The 17,673-nt window shown below is 67.6% G+C and carries 21 protein-coding genes and 4 tRNA genes; 6 read left to right on the top strand and 19 right to left on the bottom strand.

Annotated features, from left to right (window positions below):
• The first annotated feature begins 64 nt into the window (after positions 1 to 64).
• Positions 65 to 817: an NAD(P)H-hydrate dehydratase gene (locus QE389_RS03530; protein ID WP_307368891.1), complete on the top strand. Its 753-nt coding sequence runs from the start codon at positions 65 to 67 to the stop codon at positions 815 to 817.
• A 72-nt stretch (positions 818 to 889) separates the two neighbouring features.
• Here QE389_RS03530 and QE389_RS03535 read toward each other — a convergent pair whose 3' ends face one another.
• The 9 genes from QE389_RS03535 to QE389_RS03575 all read right to left on the bottom strand — a co-directional run bounded on the left by QE389_RS03535 (position 890) and on the right by QE389_RS03575 (position 6,175).
• Positions 890 to 1,840 (bottom strand): rhodanese-related sulfurtransferase, encoded by a 951-nt coding sequence (locus tag QE389_RS03535; RefSeq protein ID WP_307364718.1) that lies wholly within the window; start codon positions 1,838 to 1,840, stop codon positions 890 to 892.
• A gap of 30 nt (positions 1,841 to 1,870) precedes the next feature.
• A tRNA-Arg gene (locus QE389_RS03540) sits at positions 1,871 to 1,947 on the bottom strand.
• Positions 1,948 to 1,959: 12 nt separating this feature from the next.
• Positions 1,960 to 2,265, bottom strand: coding sequence for an ETC complex I subunit (locus tag QE389_RS03545; RefSeq protein WP_307364719.1), 306 nt, complete (start codon positions 2,263 to 2,265; stop codon positions 1,960 to 1,962).
• Positions 2,266 to 2,343: 78 nt separating this feature from the next.
• Positions 2,344 to 2,420: transfer RNA gene (locus QE389_RS03550), tRNA-Pro, on the bottom strand.
• Between the two features lie 45 nt (positions 2,421 to 2,465).
• On the bottom strand, positions 2,466 to 2,945 hold the full coding sequence (locus QE389_RS03555; RefSeq protein WP_307364720.1) for a DUF192 domain-containing protein: 480 nt from the start codon (positions 2,943 to 2,945) through the stop codon (positions 2,466 to 2,468).
• 24 nt (positions 2,946 to 2,969) lie between these two features.
• Entirely contained in the window at positions 2,970 to 3,503 is a 534-nt protein-coding gene (locus QE389_RS03560) for a cold-shock protein (protein ID WP_307368893.1), read from the bottom strand.
• A 198-nt stretch (positions 3,504 to 3,701) separates the two neighbouring features.
• Positions 3,702 to 3,776: transfer RNA gene (locus tag QE389_RS03565), tRNA-Glu, on the bottom strand.
• A 97-nt stretch (positions 3,777 to 3,873) separates the two neighbouring features.
• On the bottom strand, positions 3,874 to 5,685 hold the full coding sequence (recJ, locus tag QE389_RS03570; protein WP_307364721.1) for a single-stranded-DNA-specific exonuclease RecJ: 1,812 nt from the start codon (positions 5,683 to 5,685) through the stop codon (positions 3,874 to 3,876).
• 40 nt (positions 5,686 to 5,725) lie between these two features.
• Positions 5,726 to 6,175: a hypothetical protein gene (locus QE389_RS03575; RefSeq protein ID WP_307364722.1), complete on the bottom strand. Its 450-nt coding sequence runs from the start codon at positions 6,173 to 6,175 to the stop codon at positions 5,726 to 5,728.
• 78 nt (positions 6,176 to 6,253) lie between these two features.
• On the opposite strand from QE389_RS03575, the gene phaC reads away from it, so the two are divergent.
• Entirely contained in the window at positions 6,254 to 8,233 is a 1,980-nt protein-coding gene (gene phaC, locus QE389_RS03580; RefSeq protein WP_307364723.1) for a class I poly(R)-hydroxyalkanoic acid synthase, read from the top strand.
• Positions 8,230 to 8,607, top strand: a complete 378-nt coding sequence (locus QE389_RS03585) for a hypothetical protein (RefSeq protein ID WP_307364724.1) — start codon at positions 8,230 to 8,232, stop codon at positions 8,605 to 8,607. Before phaC ends, QE389_RS03585 begins: the two co-directional genes overlap by 4 nt.
• Positions 8,608 to 8,647: 40 nt before the next feature.
• Here the strand turns inward: QE389_RS03585 and argC are convergent, their stop codons facing one another.
• The 3 genes from argC to rplM all read right to left on the bottom strand — a co-directional run bounded on the left by argC (position 8,648) and on the right by rplM (position 10,652).
• Positions 8,648 to 9,598: an N-acetyl-gamma-glutamyl-phosphate reductase gene (gene argC, locus QE389_RS03590; RefSeq protein ID WP_307364725.1), complete on the bottom strand. Its 951-nt coding sequence runs from the start codon at positions 9,596 to 9,598 to the stop codon at positions 8,648 to 8,650.
• 86 nt (positions 9,599 to 9,684) lie between these two features.
• Positions 9,685 to 10,176 carry a 30S ribosomal protein S9 gene (rpsI, locus tag QE389_RS03595; RefSeq protein ID WP_292176579.1) on the bottom strand — a complete coding sequence of 164 codons (492 nt, stop codon included), beginning with the start codon at positions 10,174 to 10,176 and terminating at the stop codon, positions 9,685 to 9,687.
• Between the two features lie 2 nt (positions 10,177 to 10,178).
• Positions 10,179 to 10,652 carry a 50S ribosomal protein L13 gene (gene rplM, locus QE389_RS03600; protein ID WP_307368896.1) on the bottom strand — a complete coding sequence of 158 codons (474 nt, stop codon included), beginning with the start codon at positions 10,650 to 10,652 and terminating at the stop codon, positions 10,179 to 10,181.
• A 267-nt stretch (positions 10,653 to 10,919) separates the two neighbouring features.
• Between rplM and QE389_RS03605 the strand changes: the two genes are divergently transcribed.
• Complete coding sequence (locus QE389_RS03605) at positions 10,920 to 12,320, top strand: alkaline phosphatase PhoX (RefSeq protein WP_307364726.1); 1,401 nt, start codon at positions 10,920 to 10,922, stop codon at positions 12,318 to 12,320.
• On the opposite strand, the gene QE389_RS03610 is transcribed toward QE389_RS03605, so the two are convergent.
• The gene (locus tag QE389_RS03610; protein WP_307364727.1) at positions 12,289 to 13,389 is read right to left on the bottom strand and encodes a COX15/CtaA family protein; all 1,101 of its coding nucleotides are present in this window, start codon (positions 13,387 to 13,389) and stop codon (positions 12,289 to 12,291) included. The genes QE389_RS03605 and QE389_RS03610 overlap by 32 nt on opposite strands.
• A 148-nt stretch (positions 13,390 to 13,537) precedes the next feature.
• Between QE389_RS03610 and QE389_RS03615 the strand changes: the two genes are divergently transcribed.
• Complete coding sequence (locus tag QE389_RS03615; protein WP_307364728.1) at positions 13,538 to 13,789, top strand: transglycosylase; 252 nt, start codon at positions 13,538 to 13,540, stop codon at positions 13,787 to 13,789.
• Complete coding sequence (locus QE389_RS03620; protein WP_307364729.1) at positions 13,789 to 13,983, top strand: DUF2842 domain-containing protein; 195 nt, start codon at positions 13,789 to 13,791, stop codon at positions 13,981 to 13,983. The genes QE389_RS03615 and QE389_RS03620 overlap by 1 nt, the downstream gene beginning before the upstream one ends.
• An 82-nt stretch (positions 13,984 to 14,065) precedes the next feature.
• Here QE389_RS03620 and QE389_RS03625 read toward each other — a convergent pair.
• The 6 genes from QE389_RS03625 to QE389_RS03650 form a co-directional block, all read right to left on the bottom strand.
• A tRNA-Pro gene (locus tag QE389_RS03625) sits at positions 14,066 to 14,142 on the bottom strand.
• A gap of 59 nt (positions 14,143 to 14,201) precedes the next feature.
• Entirely contained in the window at positions 14,202 to 14,609 is a 408-nt protein-coding gene (locus QE389_RS03630) for a MerR family transcriptional regulator (RefSeq protein ID WP_307364730.1), read from the bottom strand.
• A gap of 5 nt (positions 14,610 to 14,614) precedes the next feature.
• Entirely contained in the window at positions 14,615 to 14,923 is a 309-nt protein-coding gene (locus QE389_RS03635; protein WP_292087165.1) for an integration host factor subunit alpha, read from the bottom strand.
• Positions 14,924 to 14,998: 75 nt separating this feature from the next.
• Positions 14,999 to 15,976, bottom strand: coding sequence for a beta-ketoacyl-ACP synthase III (locus QE389_RS03640; protein ID WP_307364731.1), 978 nt, complete (start codon positions 15,974 to 15,976; stop codon positions 14,999 to 15,001).
• On the bottom strand, positions 15,973 to 17,046 hold the full coding sequence (gene plsX, locus QE389_RS03645; protein WP_307364733.1) for a phosphate acyltransferase PlsX: 1,074 nt from the start codon (positions 17,044 to 17,046) through the stop codon (positions 15,973 to 15,975). The genes QE389_RS03640 and plsX overlap by 4 nt, the downstream gene beginning before the upstream one ends.
• Positions 17,047 to 17,152: 106 nt before the next feature.
• Positions 17,153 to 17,671 (bottom strand): DUF177 domain-containing protein, encoded by a 519-nt coding sequence (locus QE389_RS03650; protein ID WP_307364734.1) that lies wholly within the window; start codon positions 17,669 to 17,671, stop codon positions 17,153 to 17,155.
• Between the last annotated feature and the right edge of the window lie 2 nt (positions 17,672 to 17,673).

Here is a 17,673-nt window from a genome sequence, read left to right on the forward strand (position 1 = left end):
GGCGATCTGGCGCAATTTTCTGCCCTGGCCGGGGCCTGACACGCACTAGCATACGCGGGGACGGCTGGTCGTCGTGTCGGGCCGGGCGCACCAGACGGGCGCCGCGCGGCTGGCGGCGCGGGCCGGTCTGCGGATTGGCGCGGGCGTGGTGCGAATCCTGTGTCCGCCGGACGCGGCCCCGGTTATCGCGCCGGCGATCGAGGCCGTCATGCTGACGCCGTTCGGTTCGGCCGACGCCTTGGGCCGCGAGGTCGAGACGGCGGACGCCGTCGTCATCGGACCGGCCGCCGGGCTGGACGACGCGACGGTCCTGAATCTGCAGGCCGTGGCGCTGAGCGGCGCGGTGCTGGTCATCGACGCCGACGCCCTGACGATGTTCAAGGATCGCAGCGCGGAACTGTTCGCCCTTCTGGACCGCGACGACGTCCTGACCCCGCACGAGGGCGAGTTCGAGCGGCTGTTTCCCGGCCTGCTGGCCCAGGGGCGCGACACGGCGGCCCTGGAAGCCGCCAGACGCGCCCAGGCCGTGGTCGTGCTGAAGGGCGCGGAGACGATCATCGCATCGCCCGACGGTCGTATCCGCAAAAACCCCAACGGCTCGCCCTGGCTGGCGACCGCCGGGTCCGGCGACGTCCTGGCCGGGATGATCGGCGGCCTGATCGCCCAGCGGATGTCCAGTTTCGACGCCGCCAGCGCCGCAGTCTGGCTGCACAGCGAGACCGCGGCGGTGTTCGGGCCCGGCCTGATCTCAGAAGACCTGCCTGAAACCCTGCCGAAGGTCTTGAGAGCGCTATGGATTCAGAATCTGCCTCAATGAAGTCGACACGATATTTCGCATAATATATCTTAGGCGACAAATGGCTGTGAGTTTCTAACGGCTCTGGGGTTTCTAACCGTCGTCGCCCTGTCGCGCGCCAATGTGGTCCAGGCCGCGCTGGCGGGCGATTTCGACCTGGCGCTGGCGCTCGGCGTAGCGTGCGCGCTGGTCGGCGTCGCGTGCGGACCAGCATTGTTCGCAACTGACGCCCTCCACATAATGCGGCGACGCGCGCCCGGCGGCGTCGACCGGCATGCGACAGGCCCTGCACAGGCTGTGGTCGCCCGGCGTCAGGCCGTGGCCGACCGAGACGCGCTCATCAAAAACGAAGCATTCGCCGCGCCATAGGCTGTCTGCCTCATCCATAGTCTCAAGATAGTTCAGAATGCCGCCCTGAAGATGGTAAACGGCCTCCACGCCCTCGGACTTGAGGAAGGCCGTGGATTTTTCGCAGCGGATGCCGCCGGTGCAGTACATGGCGACGCGCTTGGGTCGACGGGCCTCCAGCAGGGCCTGGCCCTCGGTGCGGAACCAGTCGGGAAAGTCGCGGAAACTGTCGGTGTCGGGCTGCACCGCCCCTTCGAAGGCGCCGATGCGGCCCTCGTAGGTATTGCGCGTATCGATCACCAGGGTCTCGGGATCGGCGATCAGGGCGTTCCAGTCGGCCGGCGAGACATAGGCGCCGGCGTTCGTCGCCGGATCAAGGTCCGGCTGGCCCATGGTGACGATCTCGGACTTGATGCGGACCTTCAGACGCAGGAACGGCGGCGTGTCAGCCCAGGCGTATTTGACCTCCAGCGCGTCGAAGCCCGGCATGGCGCGGATGCCAGCCACGACCGCGTCGACGCCGGCCTGGGGGCCAGCAATGGTGCCGTTCAGGCCCTCGCGGGCGACCAGAAGGGTTCCCCTCGCCTCGCCCGCCTCGCACAGCTTCTGAAGGCGCGCCCTGACGGCTTCGCAATCCGACACGACGGCGAACCGATAGAGGGCGGCGATCCTGTAGGGGCCGTGGGGGGATGACATCGAACCTCCGGGGCCGAGCGTCATGAAGCCTGGCGCGCCCTGCAGGACTCGAACCTGCAACATCCCGCTTAGAAGGCGGGTGCTCTATCCGGTTGAGCTAAGGGCGCCGTGAACGCCGGTCAGTGCGTCCAGGGTTGCTTGCGGTTGGTGGCGAAGTTGTCGGCATAGGCCTTGATGATGACCGGCGGATCGTTCGGCTCATGCAGACGGAAGGGAATGCCGTGGCGTTCGGCGTAGGCGACCGCCTCTTCCTTGGTTTCGAAGGACAGACGGACCTGGCCGTTCATGTCGGTGGAGCTGGTCCAGCCCATCAACGGATCCAGGGTGCGGGCCGAAGCCGGTTCGAACTCCAGGCGCCAATCGCGGCTCTTGGCCTTGCCCGACTGCATCGCGGTCTTGGCCGGGCGGTAGATGCGGGCGAGCATGGCGGAATTCCCTAGCGATCCTCAGGTCCAAGACCCTGCCTTAACGCGCGCGGGACATGGAATCCAGCGGCCGTTCCTTGGTCGGGGCGAGAGGATTCGAACCTCCGACCCTCTGGTCCCAAACCAGATGCGCTACCAGGCTGCGCTACACCCCGAACCGAACGGAGCGCTCTCTTGCCACTTCGGGCCGCGATCCGCAATCAAGGCTTGAAATAATGATGCAAAACCCGGTCGCCGGCCTTGGCGCCGATCTGCTCGGCCATGCCGGCGCGTAGTTCCAAGACGCCGTTGACCGCTCCGTTCGACGGAATGGGCGCTTCGGAGAAGGGCGTGGCGTGGCTGGCGATGGAGACGATTCGCCCCTGTGGATTGATATAGAGGATGTCGAGCGAACTGGGCGTGTTGCGCATCCAGAAGCTCTTTTCGCCGGCGGGTTCGCCCGGCCACTGGAACAGCATGCCGCGATCGTCGGCCAGCGGCGGGCGGAACATCAGGCCCCGCTGACGCTCGCGCTCCTCATCCGCGATCTCGACCCAGAAGGCGTGCTCGCCCGAGGCGGTGACGACGGCCAGACGTTCCAGCGGCTGGCCGTCCGGCCCCATGGGCGCCTTGGCCGCACAGCCCGCCAGGGTCAACGCGGTCATGCAGGCCAGAACAAAACGTCTCGTCGCGCGGGTCATTCGCCCCTCCTTGGGGCGCGCCGGTCAGCCGCCCGTTCTGATTTCCGCCACCACCAGCCCCTTGGGACCGCTGGCGAAGCGCACCCGAACCGGGTCGCCGGGCAGGAGATCGTCCAGGCCGCAGCGCCGCAGGGTTTCGATATGGACGAAGATATCCCCGGCCTGGCCGTCACGCACGACGAATCCGTAGCCCTTCGCCCGATTGAACCATTTGACCACGGCGGGCTCCAGCATGCCGTCCTGGGCGGACACCGGCGAAGACGTGACGGCGTCGGGGCGGCGAGAGGGCCCCGCGGCCTCCCCCTGCCCCAGGTCCAGGATTTCGATGGCCTGCCAACCCTTCTGGCGTTTGACGCAGCGGCAGGTGATGGGCGCGCCCTCGGCCGCCGTCTCGCGGCCCGTTTCGCGCAGGCTGGAAACGTGCAGAAGCACGTCGCGCAGCTCGGTCAAGGTCGGATCGTCCGGGACGATGAAGCCGTAGCCCTTCGTCGGATCGAACCACTTCACGCGCCCGACGACGTGGACGGTTTCGACCGCCTCTATCGAATAGTCTGACAACACAAGCACCCCCGTCCGCTCCCTCCACGGACTCGGCGGTATGTTTAACACCGTTCCGCGAACTTATGGAAAGGGGGAATTGCGTCAAATCGGGACAGATCGCCCAAAACGCGACGGCGAAACAACCAGACGGTCGATGCGGAAGCGATCGGAGAATGCTCAGGCGGCCGGGCGGCGCGACCTGAAATCTTCCGGCGCTGGCAGTCCCTAGGGGAATCGAACCCCTCTTTTCAGGTTGAAAACCTGACGTCCTAACCGATAGACGAAGGGACCGCTGCGCGGGAGAGCCGGCGATATAGCCGCGCCCTTTCGGGGGCGCAAGCCGGGATTTCGAGTTTTTTCGACCGGGAACGGATCGCGGCGCGGGCGCTCAGACCATGCGCGGATCGGCGACATCCTCGATCTCGAACTGGACGCCGCGCCGTCCGTTCCAGTCGTCGGCTTTCAGGCGCCCGGCGACGTTCAGCCCCCCCTGCCCCGACAACAGGGCCTGACCGACGGGCAGGTCGGCGCAGCGCCAGGCGACGGCCCGCACCGAGGCGCCGTCCGGCCCGACCAAACGACAGCGGACATGGCCGCCGTTCATCTGCACCGGCTCGCGCGCCTGAACGCCGGACACGGCGAAGACCGGCTCGGGATTGGCCGGACCGAACGGAGCCAGGCGTTCGAAGGCGTCGAACAGGGCGCGGGTGGCCGCTGCGGGGTCGATCAGCGCGTCGATCTCCAGGGCGTCCAAGGCCACGGCCTGGACGCGCTCCTCGGCCATACGGGCGTTCAGGAAGGCGGTCAGTTCGGGAATGCGGCCGCCCTCGACCGTCAGGCCCGCGGCCATGGCGTGTCCGCCGCCAGCCAGCAGCACCTCGGCCTCCCAGGCGGCCTGAACCGCCCGCCCCAGGTTCATGCCTGGTTGCGACCGGCCCGATCCCTTGCCCAGACCCGTCACCGGATCGACACCGATGACCACGACGGGCTTGCGCCAGCGTTCGCGCAGACGCCCGGCGACGATGCCGACGACCCCGGGGTGCCAGTCTTCGCCCGCCACGACCACGACGGCCGAATCGTCGGCATGGGCGCCCGTCGCCTCGACCTTGCGGACAGCCGCTTCCGTGACGGCGCGTTCGACCTCGCGGCGCGACAGGTTCAGGCCGTCCAGCTCGAGCGCCAGGGCCTCCGCTTCAGCCGGATCGTCGGTGGACAGAAGGCGCGCGCCCAGGTCCGAGCGCCCGATTCGCCCGCCGGCGTTGATGCGGGGGCCCAGGATGAAGCCGGCGTGATGGCTCTTGGCCGGACCGACCTCCGCGCCCGCCGCCGCCAGAAGCGCGCGCAGGCCGGGGTTCTTCCAGTCGCTCATGACCTTCAGACCCAGGCCGGTCAGGGCGCGGTTGAATCCGGTCAGGCCGGTGACGTCGCAGATGGCGCCGAGAGCGGCCAGATCCAGCCACTGGCGAATGTCGGGTTCCGGCCGATTCGCGAACAGACCGCGCCGACGCCCCTCCCGGTTCAGGGCCGCCAGAAGCACGAAGACCACCCCCGCCGCCGCCAGATTGCCCTGGCCCGAGTTGCAGCCGGGACGGTTCGGATTGACGACCGCCAGGGCGTTGGGCGGCTCGGCGCGCATCAGGTGGTGATCGATGACGACGACATTCAGATGGATGGCGGCGGCATGGGCCAGGGCCTCGTTGGCCGCCGCGCCGCAATCCACCGTCACGACCAGGTCGGCGCCTGCGGCCTTGAGCGTGTCGAAGGCCCTGGCGCTGGGGCCATAGCCTTCGGTCAGCCGGTCGGGAACATAGATGGGCAGTTCGGCGCCCATGGCCCGGAACCAGCGCACCAGAAGCGCTGCGCTGGAGGCCCCGTCCACGTCGTAGTCGGCGAAGACGTGGATCGACGCCCCGGCCTGGAGGGCGTCTACAATGGCTTCGGCCGCCCGATCCATGTCCATGAAGCTGGACGGATCGGGAAACAGGGCGCGCAGGGTCGGCGTCAGGAAGTCCGCCCCCTGGTCGGCCCGGACGCCGCGCGCGGCCAGGGCCCGCGCCAGCGGCTCTTCCAGCCCCAGCGTCTGCATATGGGCGCGGATGGTGGCGGCGTCGGCCGGACGCTGGGCCCAGGCACGGCCGGACAGCGACCGGGCCACGCCCAGGAATGCGTTCAGGGTCTTTGCGCCGCCGTCGTCCGCCATCACGGCATTGTCCCGGGATTCTCGTTTCCCGGCGACCGTTTCATCGCGGCGGGCGGCGGTCGATGGGCGGCGGCGCCTTGGCCCGGTCGCGCAGGGATCGGGCCAGGGCGTCGATGTCCGCCTGGCTCTGCACCGCATCGGGAGAAACGGGAACCGCCCCGACCCGCGCGCGGGTCTCGGCCGCCAGGGCCTCGGGATCGCCCAGGGTCCAGTCGATGCCGGAAACCTGACCGGCCAGGGTCGCCCCCTGCCCTTCCAGACCGGAGACGTTGGCGGCGATTCGGCTGGCCGGCGGCAGGGCCTCCGGCGCCGCGGGGAAATCGCTCCAGCGGGGGTAATGGCGGTTCGCCGCGACAAGGGCCTCGACCCGCGGGGCCAGAGGCGACGCCTCGTCGACCTTGGGCGCGAAGGCCGCCGCGCAGGCCGTCACGCACGGCAGCACGACGACGGCGGCGACCAGACCCATCTTTTTGCAAAACTGCGCGTTCATTTCAGGGCTGGTCTTATGCCATCATCGCCGTCGGAGGAAGGGCGGACGAACCGACCCACCGGATACAGAGGCGAACAGATGGCCCAGTCCAAGACGGATGCCCCCAAGGCCGACAAGACGCCGCGCAAGGCCGGCCGCCCGACCTCGGCCAAGTCCAGCGCGGGCAAGTCCAGCGCGGGCAAGTCCAGCGCCGCCAAGCCGAAGAAACCCAGGACGGCGAAGGTCGAGACGCCGCCCGCCGATCCCTTCGTCGCATCGTCGGGCGCGCCGTCGGCCGCTGAGGCCGTCGATCCGAGCGTCCTGGGCGCCGAACAGGCGCAGATGATCGAAACCCTGTCGATGAACCTGGCCAAGGCCGCCATGCTGGCGCAGAGCGCCCTGGCCGAGGCGGCGCTGACCCAGGCCGACCGTCCCGCCGCCCTGTCGGCCGACCCCTTCAATGTCGCGCCGGCCATGACTTCGGTGATGAGCAGCCTGGCCGCCCGTCCCGAAAAGCTGTTCCAGGCCCAGGCCGATCTGTTCAACCGCTACATGGGCCTGTGGTCGTCGGTCGCCACCCAGGAGGCGCCGCAGCCCGCGCCCGCCGACAAGCGGTTCAGGGACCCGGCCTGGGCCGAAAACCCGATGTTCGACATGATGCGGCGGTCCTATCTGCTGACGTCGGACTGGATGAACGGCCTGGTCGCCGGGGTGGAGGGCGTCGATCCGGCGGTCAAGCGACGCGCCCAGTTCTTCACCCGCCTGCTGACCGACGCCTTTTCGCCGGCGAACTTCCTGGCCTCCAACCCCGTCGCGCTGAAGGCCCTGGCCGAGACCAGCGGCGAATCGCTGGTCAGGGGGATGCAGAACTTCGCCGCCGACATGGAACGGGGCGGCGGCGCCCTGCGGATCAGCCAGGCGGACTACGGCAAATTCACGGTCGGCGAAAACGTGGCGACCGCGCCGGGTCAGGTGGTGTGGCGCGACGAACTGTTCGAACTGATCCAGTACGCCCCGGCGACCGAGACCCAGCATCAGATTCCGCTGCTGATCTTTCCGCCGTGGATCAACAAATTCTACATCATGGACCTGCAGCCCGCGAACTCGCTGATCCGCTGGCTGTCGGCGCAGGGGTTCAGCGTCTTCGTCTGCTCCTGGATCAATCCGGATCGGGACAAGGCCGAATTCGGCTTCGACGACTATCTGGAGAAGGGCGTCTATCGCGCCGTCGAAAAGACTCTGGAACAGGCCGGGACGAAAAGGCTGAACGCCGTCGGCTACTGCATCGGCGGCACGCTGCTGGGCGCGGCCCTGGCCCATATGGCGGCCAAGGGCGACAAGCGGATCGCCGCCGCCACCTTCTTCGCGGCTCAGCACGACTTCGCCGAGGCGGGCGACCTCTTGCTGTTCACCGACGAACACTGGATCGCCGAGATCGAACGGCAGATGGATGCGGCGGGCGGCGTCCTGCCCGGCGCGGCCATGGCCGAGACCTTCAACGCCCTGCGCTCCAACGACCTGATCTGGTCCTTCTTCGTCAGCAACTATCTGCTGGGCAAGGACCCGCCGGCCTTCGACCTTCTGTTCTGGAACGCGGACCAGACGCGCATGCCCAAGGCGCTGCATCTTGCCTATCTGCGCCAGATGTACGGCGCCAACGCCCTGGCTGAGGGGCGGTTCGAGATCGGCGGCGTCACCGCCGACCTGTCGAAGGTGAGGATCCCCCTGTATTTCCAGGCCAGCCGCGAGGACCATATCGCGCCGATGAACTCGGTCTATCGTTCGGCCCGGCTGTTCGGCGGGGACGTGACCTACACCCTGGCGGGGTCGGGCCATATCGCGGGCGTGATCAACGCGCCGGCGGCCGACAAATACCAGCACTGGACCAACGCCGCCCTGCCCGAGACCCTGGCCGAATGGCAGGCCGGGGCGGTCGAACACAAGGGCAGTTGGTGGCCGCATTGGGCGGCGTGGCTGGGCGGACGATCCGGCAAGGCCGTTCCTGCTCGCGATCCCGCCAAGGGGCCGCTAAACCCCATCGAGCCGGCGCCCGGCAGCTATGTGAAGGTGAAGTCTTGAGTCGTCTGGAACCGAACGCCCTGCTCGCCCTCAGCACGGGCGTCGCCCTGGCGCTGCTGCTGATGACCGCCAGCCTGTTCGGCGAGCCGGGCAATACGGTGAAATATCTGGTCTCGGCCGCCCTCTGCGCCGGCGCCTTCGTCCTGCTGAACGGACGGGTGGCGCGGATGATGAACCGGCCGGAGGCCGAGCCCATGGTCCGGCCCGACGCGCCGCGCACCGCCCTCTGGGCCGGGCTGTTCCCGCTGATCGTGATCGGCATGGGCTGCGCGCCGGTCTTCTTTCCGGGCCACGACTATGGGCTGCTGGTGATCATCGCCGCCGTGATCTTCGGCCTGACGATCGATTCGGCGATCCGGGCGCGTCGGCGCTGAAACGCGCGGCTGGCCTGAACAGGGCGACGGGCGCGGCGGCTCAGGTCAGGCCGGTCGCCTCGTCCAGTCCCAGCATGATGTTCAGGTTCTGCACGGCCGCGCCCGAGGCGCCCTTGCCCAGATTGTCCAGAAGGGCGACCAGGCGCGCCTGCTCTCCGCCCCGGTCGCCGAAGACGTGCAGGCGCAGACGGTTCGTGCCGTTCAGGGCCTCGGGCTCGATCCCGGTCATGGCCTCGGTCACTTCCAGGTCCGCGACCTCGACGAACCGCAGGCCCTCATAGGACTCGACCAGGGCGCCGTGCAGTCGCTCGACCGAGGGCGTTTCCGGCAAGGCCGATAGATGCAGCGGAACCTCGACCAGCATCCCCTGGCGATAGTTTCCGACGGCGGGCGCGAACAGGACAGGGCGCGCCAGGCCCGAATGTCTCGTCATCTCGGGCACATGCTTATGCCTCAACGACAGGCCATAGGCGCGATAGGCGGTGGACGCGCTCCCCCGTTCGGTCTTGGCGACCTCGAATTCGGCGATCATGGCCTTGCCCCCGCCGGAATAGCCCGACACCGCATTGACCGTGACGGGCCAGTCGGCCGGAACCAGCCCGGCCTTCACCAGCGGCCGCATCAGGGCGATGAAGCCGGTCGGATAGCAGCCGGGGTTGGACACCCGCGTCGAGGCGGCGATCGCCGCGCGCTGGTCCGCGTCCATCTCGGCGAAGCCATAGGTCCACTCCGGATCGACCCGATAGGCAGTCGAGGCGTCGATCACCCGCACCGCCGGATTGGCGATCATCGCCACCGCCTCGCGCGAGGCGTCGTCGGGCAGGCACAGGATCACCGCGTCGGCCGCATTCAGCGCCTGACACCGGGCCTTCGGGTCGCGGCGCCGGTCGCCCAGCAGCATCAGCTCCAGGTCGCCGCGCGCTTCCAGGCGTTCGCGGATTTCCAGCCCCGTGGTCCCGGCCTCGCCGTCGATGAAGATGGTGTGGGTCATGCGGTCGTTCCGTCAGGACATCAGCCAAAAGAAAAAGGCGCTCCGGGTCTCCCCGAAGCGCCCCAATCCAAATCGCGTGAACGCGATTAGCGCTTCGAGAACTGGAAGCTGCGGCGGGCCTTGGCGCGGCCGTACTTCTTGCGTTCGACGACGCGGCTGTCGCGAGTCAGGAAGCCGTGCGGCTTCAGGACCTTGCGCAGTTCCGGCTCGTAGTGCGTCAGCGCGTGAGACAGGCCGTGGCGAATGGCGCCGGCCTGGCCCGACAGGCCCGAACCCTCGACGGTGCAGACGACGTCGTACTGGGTGGCGCGGTCGGCGACGTTCAGCGGCTGGGCCACCATCATCTGCAGGACCGGACGGGCGAAATACGCGGCCACGTCCTTGCCGTTGACGGTGATCTTGCCCGAGCCCGCCTTCACCCACACGCGGGCGATGGCGTTCTTGCGCTTGCCCGTCGAATAGGCGCGGCCCTGGGCGTCCAGCTTCTGGACATAGACGGGGGCGTCGTTCTCGGCCGAGGCGGTCAGGCCCTTCAGGGCGTCGAAGCCGGTTGCGGTTTCGTTGGTCACGTCGGTCATGCTCAGACGCTCCGGGTGTTCTTGGGCGACGCCGACGCGAAGTCGATCGTTTCCGGTTGCTGGGCTTCGTGATCGTGCTGGCTGCCGGCGAACAGGCGCAGGTGCGTCATCTGCTTGCGGGCCAAGGGGCTTTCCTTGGGCAGCATGCGCTCGACGGCCTTTTCCAGGACGCGCTCGGGGAAGCGGCCGCCCAGCACCTTCTCAGGCGTGGTCGACTTGACGCCGCCGGGGTGGCCGGTGTGGCGATAGTAGATCTTGTCGGTGTTCTTCTTGCCGGTGAACACCACCTTGTCGACGTTGGTGACGACGACATAGTCGCCGCAATCGACGTGCGGGGTGTAGTCGCCGCGGTGCTTGCCGCGCAGACGGTTGGCGATGAAGGTCGCGAGGCGGCCCACCACGACGCCTTCGGCGTCGATGTGGATCCACTTCTTCTCGACCTCGGCCGGCTTCAACGAAGCCGTGGTGCTCTTCAGCATGAGGGGGTTCCTGGAGACGAAAATCGGTTCCGGCACCCAAGGGAACCGGAGGAAGGCGCGCTGATACAGGAGACAATACGCCGCGTCAACGCACACAAATCACGACAATTCCCTGTATAATATTGATTGTAAGACATTTTTTATAAACGGTATTAAAATACCTGTACGTCAGGGCCGTTCCCGTTGTTACAGAATAACGCTCCCGTCATCAAACCATGACGTTTCTGCGCCATTGCGAGCCCTCCCCGACAACGGAGACGCCTCATGTTCCTTCATCGCCGCGCCCTGATCGGTTCCAGCGCCGCCCTGGCCTTCTCCGGCCTGGCCCGGAACGTCCACGCCGCCGCCGAAGAGACCTATCTTAACGAGGTCGAAGGCTACGGCCCGCTGAAGCGCGATCCGAACGGCTTGCTGGATCTGCCGGAGGGCTTCTCGTACCGCATCGTCTCCCAGGGCGGCGAGACCATGGCCGACGGCCTGCTGGTCCCCGGACAGTTCGACGGCATGGGCTGTTTCGCCCTGGATAGTTCGCGCGTCGCCCTGGTGCGGAACCACGAACTGAAGGGCTCGTCTTCCGCGCACCGACACTGGGGGCCCGGCGGCTACAACCAGCAGCGGATCGACCGGCTGGACGCGAGCCGCGCCTATGACACCTACAAGGACGGCCGCCCCCTGCCCGGCGGCACGACCACGGTGATCTACGACCTGGCCAGCGGCGAGACCGAACGCCAGCACCTCAGCCTGGCCGGAACCAGCACCAACTGCTGCGGCGGCCCTACGCCCTGGGGATCGTGGCTGACCTGCGAGGAGACGGAGGAGACGCCCGCCGACGCCGATGTGACCAAGGCGCACGGCTATGTCTTCGAAGTGCCGGCGCGCGCCGAGGGGCTGGTCGATCCGATTCCTCTGACCGCCCTGGGCCGTTTCGACCATGAGGCCGTCTGCGTCGATCCGCGCACCGGCGTTGTCTATCTGACCGAGGATCGACCGGACGGTCTGTTCTATCGCTTCATCCCCGATGCGCCGGGCGAACTGGTCAAGGGCGGCCGATTGCAGGCGATGGTCCTGCGCGCGCGCAAGGCGGCCGACACCGCCAATCATCAGGATCGTCTGTGGTCGGTCGGCGACTGGCTGGACGTCGACTGGATCGACATGGCCGAGGTCGAAAGCCCCAGGGGTGATCTGCGCCAGCGCGGTCATGCCGACGGCGCCGCCCTGGTGGCGCGGGGCGAAGGCATCTGGTGGGGCGATGGAGAGCTTTATTTGACCGCCACCTCGGGCGGGCCGATCCAGAGAGGGCAAATCCTTCGTTACGTCCCCTCGCCCGATGAAGGTCGCGCGAGCGAGGCGCGTCGTCCGGGACGTCTTCAGCTGTTCGTTGAAAGCACGAACGAAAAGACCCTGAACATGGGCGACAACATCACCGTCGCGCCCTGGGGGCATCTGATCGTGTGCGAGGACAACTATTCCAGCGACATCAAGAACCACCTGAAGGGCGTCGCTCCGGACGGAAAGATCTACACCCTGGGGCGCAACATGTTTCAGGGCAACTCGGAGTTCGCCGGGGCGGTCTTCTCGCCCGACGGATCGACCCTGTTCGTCAACATCCAATATCCGGGCATGACCCTGGCCATCACCGGCCCATGGAACGCGGTCCGGATATGAAGATGCGAGGCTGAGCGCGCAGCACCACCCAAAGGTTCGCCGTCGCCGCCGCCAAAACCACGGCGGCCCCGGCCTGATGTAGGACCCCCAGCCACAGCGGCACGGCGTGAATCAGGGTGACGATCCCAAGCAGGGCCTGCATCCAGACCACGCCGGCCAGGATGAAGGCGCCCGCGCCCATGCCCTCCGCCACGCGCCAGCGCCAGGCCTGGAAGGCGTAGATGCTGACGGCGATCAGAAGCCCGTAGGCGACCAGACGATGATTGAACTGGGTCAGGGCCTGATCGTGCAGAAAGGCGCCGACGCCCAGGCTCCAGTCCGCAGGGGGCAGGACGGCGCCGTTCATAAGCGGCCAATCCGTATAGACCAACCCTGCATGGCCGCCCGCGACCAGGGCGCCCAGCAGGCATTGCAGGAAGACCAGACACACCAGCAGGGTCGCGCCCCGCGCCCAGCCTGACGGCGGCCGACCGTGATCCTCGCCGTTCCACGCCTCCAGCCCGGTCCAGATCAGGCCGGCGAACAGGACGAAGGCCAGGCCCAGGTGCGTGGCCAGCCGCTCGGGCGCGACGCTGACCCGCTCGGACAGGCCGCTGGAGACCATCCACCAGCCGATCAGCCCCTGCAGGCCGCCCAGGGCCAGCAGCACGACACAGCGCCAGATCAGTCGATCCGGCATGGCCCACTGGCGAAAGACCGATCGCGGCGGCGCGGCCCGGCACAGCAGGAAGACCACCAGCGGCAGGCCGAAGACCAGGCCGATCAGGCGGCCGATCAGCCGGTGCAGCCATTCCCACCAGAAGATGCCCTGGAACTCGCCCAGGGTCATGCCGGCGTTCACCTGGGCGTACTGGGGAATCTGCTTGTACTTGTCGAACGCCTGGGCCCACTGGGCGTCGTTCAGCGGCGGGATCGCCCCCATGATGGGCTTCCATTCGGTGATCGACAGGCCCGAACCCGTCAGGCGCGTCACGCCGCCCACCACCACCATCAGAAAGACCAGCGCGGCGGTGGCGAACAGCCACACGGCGACGGCGCGGTTGCGATCAGGATTTCCGAAACGGTTCATTCGACGCCCGACGTTGACCCGGATATGCTGTCGCGCTCGACCATGACCAAATCGCGACCCTGGCGGTATGCCCGCCTCTGCGGTCGAGATCGAGTCGGATTGAACGAACAGCGTCACGCCGTCGCCGGCGCAGGACAGGGAGATCAGGGTGCAATACGCCGAAATCGTCGTCGCCGTCGCAGGCGGCGTCCTGCTGGCCTGGATCGCGGACCTGGCGACGGGCCGGCGCGGGTTCGGGGGCACGGCCCTGGTGTCCGGCGTCGGCCTGGTCTGCGGCGGGTTCCTGGCGGTGCGCGTGTTCGCGGTCAGCGCCATGACCGACTGGCTGTGGACCGTCTGGGCCCTGGCGGGGTCGGCGATCTGTCTGGTCGCCTTCTTCCTGTTCCGGAGCAAGCGTTGATGCCGCCCCGCGCGCGCCGGTTCGTCGCCGCCCTCGGGGTGCTGGCCTTTCTGGCCCTTTGGGTCTGGGGGCTGATCGCCCTGCGCGGCGCCCTGCCCGCCTCGGCCTGGATCGACTTCCTGTTCTTCGGGATCGGCGGCACGGCCTGGGGGCTGCCGCTCATACCGCTGTTGAAATGGGCGGAGCGCGGCTGAGGGGATCGCCGGACTCCGGGCCTGAAACGGCGATGGGGCCGCCCGTCAGGACGACCCCACCATCATCACTCTTTTTCAAGAATGGTCGGAGCGACAGGATTCGAACCTGCGACCCCTTGACCCCCAGTCAAGTGCGCTACCAGGCTGCGCCACGCTCCGAAGGCGCTCCCTATAGACGGGGGTTTCGCGCGCCGCAAACGCTAAAAACAGTTTTCCACCTACCGATCAAGAACGGCGTCCAATCGGGCCTTCGCCGCCTCCAGCTCGGCCAAGATCAGGCCAAGACGCGCCGGATCGACATCCGGATTCCGCCCCGCAACCGCCGGCAGGGTCGCTTCGCCGTTCTCGATCAGCGCGGCGGCTTCGGCCCCGACCAGCTTTTTCAGCCCCTGATCCTTGTGCAGCCGCTGTACGCCGCGAATCGTCATGCCGTCGTCGTGCAGCAGCCGTTTGATCGCCCGCAAGACGGCGATGTCCTGAGGCCGATAGAATCGCCGTCCGCCGGCCCGCTTCACCGGCGCAACGAAGGTGAACTTGGTTTCCCAGAAGCGCAGGACGTGCTGAGGAACGCCGACCTCGTCGGCCGCTTCCGAGATCGTGCGAAAGGCCCCGGCGCTCTTGGCCACCGGCCTCAGTCCTCGACGACGGCGTCGTGAACCCGGCTCTTCATGATCTGAGAGGCGCGGAAGCTGATGACCCGGCGCGGATTGATCGCCGCCGGTTCGCCGGTCTTGGGGTTGCGGCCCATGCGGGCGCGCTTTTCGCGGACCTGAAAGACGCCGAAGCCAGACAGCTTGACCGTATCGCCGCGTTCCAGCGATTCCACGATCAACTCCAGCGTGCGCTCGACCAGGGCCGAACACTCCTGGCGCGACAGACCGACCTCTTCATGCACGGCCTCGCAAAGGTCCGCGCGCGTCACTGTCTGTTGGCCTGCCATCATATCCCCGCTGTGGTGAGCCCGTTCGAATTCATAGGGCCGCAAAGAGCCCGAAAAATCAATGCCTGACAGGACTTAAAGCCGAAGGGCGCAGGCGCCCCAGGTCAGGCCCCCGCCCATGGCCTCCAGAAGGACCACGTCGCCCTTCTTGATTCGACCGTCCTTGATCGCCGCATCCAGCGCCAGGGGGATGGAGGCGGCCGAGGTGTTGGCGTGGACGGCGACGGTGGATATGACCTTGTTCTCGTCCAGGCCCAGCCGGTCGCCGACGCCCTTGATGATGCGCTGATTGGCCTGGTGCGGCACGAACCAGTCGACATCGGCGATCTGGATGTCGGCGGCGGCGCAGGCGGCGGTGATGCCTTCGGCGATGTTGACCACCGCATGGCGGAACACCTGATTGCCCGCCATCCGCAGATGACCGACGGTTCCAGTCGTGGCGGGGCCGCCGTCGACATAGAGCAGGTCGGTCTTGGTCCCGTCGGCGCGCAGGGCGAAGCCCAGCATGCCCTGATCCTGGGCCGTCCCCTGCCCTTCGCGCGGTTCCAGCACCACGGCGCCGGCGCCGTCGCCGAACAGAACGCAGGTCGTCCGGTCGGTCCAGTCCATCAGCCGGGTCATTTCCTCGGCGCCGATCACCAGGGCGCATTTCGACAGGCCGCGCGCGACGAAGCCGTCCGCGATGCTCAGCGCGTAGACGAAGCCCGAACAGACCGCCTGCACGTCGAAGGCCGCGCCGACCGGCGCGCCCAGCTTGGCCTGGACGATGGCGGCGACGGCCGGAAAGGTCATGTCCGGCGTCGTCGTGGCGACGATGATCAGATCGATGTCCGCTGCGGCGCGCCCGGCGTCGGCCAGCGCCTTCTTGGCAGCCTCGACCGCCAGATCGCTGGTCGGTTGGTCGTCGCGCGCCTTATGACGCTGCCTGATGCCGGTGCGTTCCTGGATCCATTCGTCGGAGGTGTCGACGAACTCGGCCAGGTCGGCGTTGGTGACGATCTGCTCCGGAAGGTAGGAGCCGACGCCGGTGACGACGCTGCGGGTGACGCTCACTGAGGGGTTTCTCCGGCGGGGGCGGACGGCTTGGAATGGTCGAACACGGCGTCCAGTTTGCCCAGATTGGCGCCGACCTTGGTCATATAGTCGCTGCGGGCCAGATCGACAGCGATGCGAATCGCATTGCCGAAGCCCTTGGCGTCGGCGCCGCCGTGGCTCTTCACCACGATGCCGTTCAGGCCCAGCAGAGGGCCGCCGTTGATCGCGCTGGGGTCGATCTTCTGGCGCATCTTCTTCAGGGCCGGCATGGCGATGACCGCGCCCAGCTTGGCCTGGAGGTTGGAGGTCAGGGCCTCCTTCAGCAGGCCCGAGATGTAGCGGGCCGTGCCCTCGGCCGTCTTCAGGGCGATGTTGCCGGTGAAGCCGTCGGTGACGACCACATCGACCGTGCCCTTGGCGATGTCGTCACCCTCTACGAAGCCGTAATAGTTCAGATCGAACGGTCCGTCGCGCAGAATGGCGTGCGCCTCCTTGACCTGTTCGTTGCCCTTCATGTCTTCGGAACCGACGTTCAGCAGGCCGATGCTGGGGCGAGCGACGCCGTGCACCGCCGTCTGGAACGCCTCGCCCATGATGGCGAACTCCACCAGCTGTTCAGCGTCGCTGCCGATGTTGGCGCCGACGTCCAGCACCGCCGTGTGCCCCCTGAAGGTCGGCCAGCTGGCGACGATGGCCGGCCGCTCCAGTCCCGGCGCCGACATCCGCAATATCAGCTTGGCGATGGCCATCAGGGCGCCGGTGTTGCCGGCCGAGACGACGCCGCCCGCCTCCCCGGTCTTCACCGCCTCGATGGCGTTCCACAGGCTGGAACCCTTGCCCCGTCGCATGGCCTGGGCCGGCTTTTCGTCCATGGCCACGATCTTGTCGGTGTGGCGGATTTCGACCCCGTCCGGCGACAGGCCGCAACGCGCCAGTTCGGCCGCGATCTTCGCCTCGTCGCCATGCAGCAGGAAGCGCACGCCCTCGCCGCCATGGGTCTGGATGTAGTTCTTTACGCCCGGAACGACGACGGACGGCCCGTGATCGCCGCCCATGGCGTCAAGCGAGATCGTAATTGGGGTGGGCAAAGGAACCTCTTTTGGCCGCGTCGTCTTGTCGCGCGACGCTTCGGATTGGGCGCTGGACGATAGCGCCGACGCCGGGGGATGCAACCACCCGGCCCTTACGTCAACCTCAGCCTTCGTCGCCGCGCGGCTTCAGGGCCTTGAGGGCCGCGAAAGGCGAGATTTCCGTCGGCTCGTCCGGCTGGACGAAGGACGCGCCGGGCTTGCGAGGGAACGGGTCCAGCGCCAGCGACAACTGTTCGACCGCGTACTGGCCCAGGTCGATCTTGCCGTCTTCGATCAGGTCGGCGTCGTCCTCGTCCAGCGTCACCTCGATTTCATCCGCCTGTTCGGGCGCGGCCTCGGCCAGCTGGATCGAGAAGCGTCGGTCCACATCGACGGGCAGCGGCTCCAGGGTGATGCCGCAGGTCTGGACCGCATGGGCGCGCACCCGCCCCTTCAGCGTCCATTCGCGGGTCGAGGGCGTGGGCGCCAGGCTGAGATCGGCGGTGAAGCCGTCCAGCGCCTGCAGGTCCAGAGCGCGCGCGATTCGGCGGCTGGCCTCGGCGTCTGGCGTCAGCGTGCGTTCCAGGCCGGCGCCGATCTGGTTGATTCGCACCGGATCGCTGAAAGGAAGGGGCGTCGTCATAT

It is taken from the genome of Brevundimonas sp. SORGH_AS_0993 (assembly GCF_030818545.1).
Lineage (GTDB): Bacteria > Pseudomonadota > Alphaproteobacteria > Caulobacterales > Caulobacteraceae > Brevundimonas.

Bases quoted from the DNA above. Each gene is read 5' to 3' on its own strand.
- rpsI (WP_292176579.1), bottom strand. From the start codon at position 10,176: ATGACCGACGTGACCAACGAAACCGCAACCGGCTTCGACGCCCTGAAG.
- QE389_RS03610 (WP_307364727.1), bottom strand. From the start codon at position 13,389: ATGAACCGTTTCGGAAATCCTGATCGCAACCGCGCCGTCGCCGTGTGG.
- QE389_RS03635 (WP_292087165.1), bottom strand. From the start codon at position 14,923: ATGGCAGGCCAACAGACAGTGACGCGCGCGGACCTTTGCGAGGCCGTG.
- QE389_RS03575 (WP_307364722.1), bottom strand. From the start codon at position 6,175: ATGAACGCGCAGTTTTGCAAAAAGATGGGTCTGGTCGCCGCCGTCGTC.
- argC (WP_307364725.1), bottom strand. From the start codon at position 9,598: ATGACCCACACCATCTTCATCGACGGCGAGGCCGGGACCACGGGGCTG.
- phaC (WP_307364723.1), top strand. From the start codon at position 6,254: ATGGCCCAGTCCAAGACGGATGCCCCCAAGGCCGACAAGACGCCGCGC.
- QE389_RS03605 (WP_307364726.1), top strand. From the start codon at position 10,920: ATGTTCCTTCATCGCCGCGCCCTGATCGGTTCCAGCGCCGCCCTGGCC.
- recJ (WP_307364721.1), bottom strand. From the start codon at position 5,685: ATGGCGGACGACGGCGGCGCAAAGACCCTGAACGCATTCCTGGGCGTG.
- QE389_RS03620 (WP_307364729.1), top strand. From the start codon at position 13,789: ATGCCGCCCCGCGCGCGCCGGTTCGTCGCCGCCCTCGGGGTGCTGGCC.
- QE389_RS03555 (WP_307364720.1), bottom strand. From the start codon at position 2,945: ATGACCCGCGCGACGAGACGTTTTGTTCTGGCCTGCATGACCGCGTTG.
- QE389_RS03545 (WP_307364719.1), bottom strand. From the start codon at position 2,265: ATGCTCGCCCGCATCTACCGCCCGGCCAAGACCGCGATGCAGTCGGGC.
- QE389_RS03650 (WP_307364734.1), bottom strand. From the start codon at position 17,671: ATGACGACGCCCCTTCCTTTCAGCGATCCGGTGCGAATCAACCAGATC.
- QE389_RS03535 (WP_307364718.1), bottom strand. From the start codon at position 1,840: ATGTCATCCCCCCACGGCCCCTACAGGATCGCCGCCCTCTATCGGTTC.